Origin of the sequence: Streptomyces sp. NRRL S-378 (assembly GCF_000720645.1) — a bacterium.
Classification (GTDB): Bacteria; Actinomycetota; Actinomycetes; order Streptomycetales; family Streptomycetaceae; genus Streptomyces.
Window position 1 is genome coordinate 1 of the sequence record NZ_JOBX01000197.1, and the last position, 576, is coordinate 576.

Here is a 576-nt window from a genome sequence, read left to right on the forward strand (position 1 = left end):
GCCGTCGGCCCAGCGGGCCAGGTCGCCGGTGCGGTACATGCGGCTGCCGGCCGGACCGAAGGGGTCGGCGACGAACCGCTCCGCCGTCAGGTCCGGACGTCCGTAATAGCCGCGGGCCAGACCCGCACCGGCGAGGTAGAGCTCTCCCGTCACGCCCGCCGGGACCGGCGACAGCTCGTCGTCCAGGACGTGGGCGCGCATCCCGTCCAGCGGCCGCCCGATCGGGACCGGCGCGGGCACCTCCTCCGTGGCGGTCCAGGGGGCCTGGGAGGCGAAGAGGGTGGTCTCGGTGGGACCGTAGGCGCAGCGGACCACCGTGTCCGGGCAGTGGTCGAGGACCCGTCGGACGGCTGCCGGGGAGATCACGTCACCCCCCGTGATCACCTCCCGCACCCCCGCGAAACACCCCGGGTCCTCCTCCGCCATGACGCGGAACAACCCCGCCGTCACCTGGAGCCCGGTGATCCGCTCCTCGGTGATCAGACGCGTCAGCGTCGCCACGCTCAGATCACCCTCCGGCGACACCACCGTCCGGCCACCGTGGAGCAACGGCACCCACAGCTCGTACGTGGACGG

General features: G+C 73.4%; 1 protein-coding gene. It reads right to left on the reverse strand.

Features of this window, described 5'->3' with window-relative positions:
• Window positions 1–555 (reverse strand): AMP-binding protein (locus IH80_RS0138475; RefSeq protein ID WP_324609454.1); only part of this gene is annotated, 555 nt, incomplete at its 3' end.
• Window positions 556–576: the final 21 nt, after the last annotated feature.